The sequence below is a fragment of the Saccharomonospora halophila 8 genome (assembly GCF_000383775.1).
Classification (GTDB): Bacteria; Actinomycetota; Actinomycetes; order Mycobacteriales; family Pseudonocardiaceae; genus Saccharomonospora; species Saccharomonospora halophila.
Window position 1 is genome coordinate 148,177 of sequence record NZ_KB912566.1, and the last position, 3,244, is coordinate 151,420.

Genomic DNA, 3,244 nt, shown 5'->3' on the forward strand with positions numbered 1-3,244 from the left:
CACCCCGACGACGCCGCGGGGGCTGCCATGGCTCGACGACTGACGTCACCGCCCGCGGGAACCGCCACCGCCGCCGCGGGGGTCGCGGTGCTCGTCGCGGGGGTGTTCGCCGTGTGGTCGCTGCTGTGGTGGTCCTGGGCGGCCACCGACGCGGAGATCGGGAAGGCGGCCACCCGCGACGAGGTGCTGCGCACCGCGCGCGAGCACGTCGCGGTGCTGACCACCCTCGACCATCACGACGTGGATGCGGGGATCGACCGGTGGCTGGCGGTGACGACGGGACCGCTGCACACCGAGCTCGCGGACACCGGCGCCGGGACCCGGGATGCCGTCCGGCGGGCGGCCACCGTCGCCCACGCCGAGGTCGTCGAGGCGGGGCTGTCCGCGTTCACCCCGGAGACCGGCACGGCGACACTGCTGGCGGCCGTGGAGATCACCCGCTCCCGGCAGGGCGAACCGCCGACGACCACCCGCCAACGTTTCGTCGTCTCGCTGGCCGAGACCGCCGACGGGTGGAAGGTGTCCGGGCTTCAACGGCCGGGTCCGGGAGGTTGAAAGTGAAACGGTTCCCGTTGCTGCTGGCCGTGCTCGCCGTGGCGCTGGCCGGGCTCGGTGCCCACTTCGTCGTGCGCGGTGAGGCCCTGCGCGGCTCGGAGTCGGCCCGGGACCGCGCGTTCGTGGACGTCGACGCCACCGCCGAGGTGCGCTCCGCGGTCACCCGCGCGGTGAACCGGGTGCTGTCGTACTCCTCCGATGACCTGGGCGCCACCGAACGGGCGGCGGAGGAGTTGCTGACGGGCCGGGCCGGGCGGGAGTACGGCGAGCTGGTCACCGTCCTGCACGACCGCGCGGCCGGGCAACGGCTGAGCGTGGCCACCAACGTCACCGACTCCGCCGTGGTGTCCCTGACCGGCGACACCGCGCGCGTCCTCGTCTTCGCGGACCAGACCTCCCGCCGCGCCGACGGCGACCCGACCACCACCCCCCTCCAACTCACCGTCACCGCGCACAAACCCGACCGCACCTGGCTGATCACCGACCTGGAGGTCCACTGACCCACCCCGCTCACCCCGGGTGTTTCAACGCAGGGAAGGTGCCCTTCACGGCAAACCCCCGCACGGGTTATGAGCGGGTGCGGGGTTTGGGGAGGGTGGGTTTGTCGTGGGGGGAGAGGGTGCGCAGGGCCAGTTCGAGTTCGAAGCGGGCGTCGGGGTCGCGGAGGCGGTCGCCGAAGGTGTTCTCCAGTTGCCGCATGCGGTAGCGCACCGTCTGCGGGTGCACGGTGAGGCGCTCGGCCATGTCGAGGACGTTGCCCTGGGCGTCGAGCCACGCCCGGAGCGTGTCGAGCATCCGTTCCCGCTGCCGCGGGGTCAGCCCGTCGAGCGTGGCGAGCAACCGGCGGCGCAGCTGCGCCACCAGGGCGTCGTCCGAGTGCAGCAGTAGCACGGGCAGGCAGTCGTGCACGGGAACGACCCGGCGGGGCGGCAGCACGCCGTCGTCCACCAGGGACAGCGCCTTACGCGCCCACCGCAGGGAGTCCGGGACGGCCTCCAGCGGGACGCACGGTCCCACCGCCAGCCGACACCGGGGCAGTGCGCGCTCCAACGCCGCCACCCGGGCCTGCGACATCGTTCCCGGTACCAGCACCCGCGGCTCCGCCCCGCTCAGCTCCGCCAGCACGTCGTCGTCCAACGGGGGCCGGTGCCCCGAGGGCAGCGGCCGCAGGGGGCGCACGGCGACGGGGGTGGCGGTCTTCGGCCGGGTCCAGCCGACGAGCTGGGCCAGCTCGTCGATCGCCTCCGGCGGCGCGGCCGGACGTTCGAGCACCAGCTGCAGCAGCCGGCGCCGCCAGGTGTCCAGCGCGTCGGCCGAACTCGCCTTCGCCTCCAGGAATCCGTCCAGGGCCACCGAGGCCAGCTCGTCCATGAAGCCGAGCATCGCGTCGGCCAGCTGCGACATCACCCCCGAGGTGAACCCGCGACGGCGGCCGACCTCCATGATCCGCCGCCAGGCCACACGGGCGCCCACCCGGTAGGCGGCCTGCAACGTGTCGAGACTGCGGCCCTCACGCATCTCGTACTGCCCCAGCCTGCGGTGCACTTCGTGCGCGTGCTGCTTGGACGCGCCGGGGTCGGCGATCTGGGACACGAACAGCGACACCGCGTGCCGCACCCCCGCGGTGATCGACTTGCCGTAGGGGCCGTCGAGCGGGCGCCGGTACTCCGGGATGGACGACCGGATCTCCGCGACGATCTCGTCGGCGACACTCTCCAGCTCCGGCCGCATGATCTCGGCGAGCCGCCCGGAGACGATCGTGTCGGAGACCTGTTCCGCTGTCCCTTCCGGCACGCCGACATGCCCCCTTCCCACGACACCGAGGGATGACACCGACCACGAGCTCGAACCGCGGTGTCACCGAGAGTATCACCGCGGGCGCGGTACACACGGCGTTTTCGGTGGATATGACAGGAACCGGACGAACCGTTGTGCCGCCGTGACAAGCCGGCCGCACTCATCCGTCCAGTCGGCGGCCCAGCGCCTGGACCACCGGGACCAGCGGGAGCACCTCGTCGCGGTCGACCGCCGTACACTCGGTGATCGCGGCCCCCACGACCGGGAGACCGGCCAGCGCGTCGAGCACGGCCACCAGTCCCGCCACCGACACGCCGGTCCCCGGCGCGCCCTGCCCGACGGTCGCCCCGAACGCATCGCGGTCGAGCACGTCCAGGTCGAGGTGCACGTACACCCGGTCCACACCGGCATCGGACAGCGCACCGACGACGTCGTCGGGCCGCGCGGGCACAGGTCGCACGAGGCCGCGGTCGGCGACCCGGCGCTCCTCCTCGTCGAACACGCCCGCACCCGCGAGAATCGCCCGCCCCGGTGCCACCGGTGGTGCGGCGGCGAAGTCCGGGTCGCCCTCACCGAGCAGCGAGCGCAGCACCATGCCGTTGAACGCGCCCGACGGGGAACTGTCCGCGGTGTTGCAGTCCGGGTGCGTGTCCAGCCACAGCAATCCCAGCCGTTCCCCGTACCGGTACCGGGCCACCCCCGCGGGCACGAGGTCGGCCGCGCAGCTCGCACCCACGGTGAGCACCGGCCCCTCCGGATTCTCCAGCGCGTCGAGCTGGGGCCTCCGGTTGGCCACCAGCGCTGCCCGGTTGGCCACCCCGCGCACCGTGGGCGTGGCGGCGGGATCGCACGGGACGTCCTCCACGGTGGGCCCCGCGCCCCCGCCACCGAC

The 3,244-nt window shown here is 73.6% G+C and carries 4 protein-coding genes; 2 read left to right on the forward strand and 2 right to left on the reverse strand.

Annotated features, from left to right (window positions below; all coding sequences use genetic code 11):
• Positions 1–555, forward strand: a 555-nt coding sequence (locus tag SACHA_RS0115885; protein ID WP_232211901.1) for a hypothetical protein, incomplete at its 5' end; no start/stop codon positions are given.
• A gap of 2 nt (positions 556–557) precedes the next feature.
• The gene (locus SACHA_RS0115890) at positions 558–1,055 is read left to right on the forward strand and encodes a hypothetical protein (RefSeq protein WP_019811319.1); all 498 of its coding nucleotides are present in this window, start codon (positions 558–560) and stop codon (positions 1,053–1,055) included.
• Between the two features lie 67 nt (positions 1,056–1,122).
• Here the strand turns inward: SACHA_RS0115890 and SACHA_RS0115895 are convergent, their stop codons facing one another.
• Positions 1,123–2,286 (reverse strand): PucR family transcriptional regulator, encoded by a 1,164-nt coding sequence (locus SACHA_RS0115895; protein WP_083935876.1) that lies wholly within the window; start codon positions 2,284–2,286, stop codon positions 1,123–1,125.
• Positions 2,287–2,512: 226 nt separating this feature from the next.
• Positions 2,513–3,244: arginase family protein (locus SACHA_RS0115900; RefSeq protein WP_157601719.1), on the reverse strand; the 732-nt coding region annotated here is incomplete at its 5' end.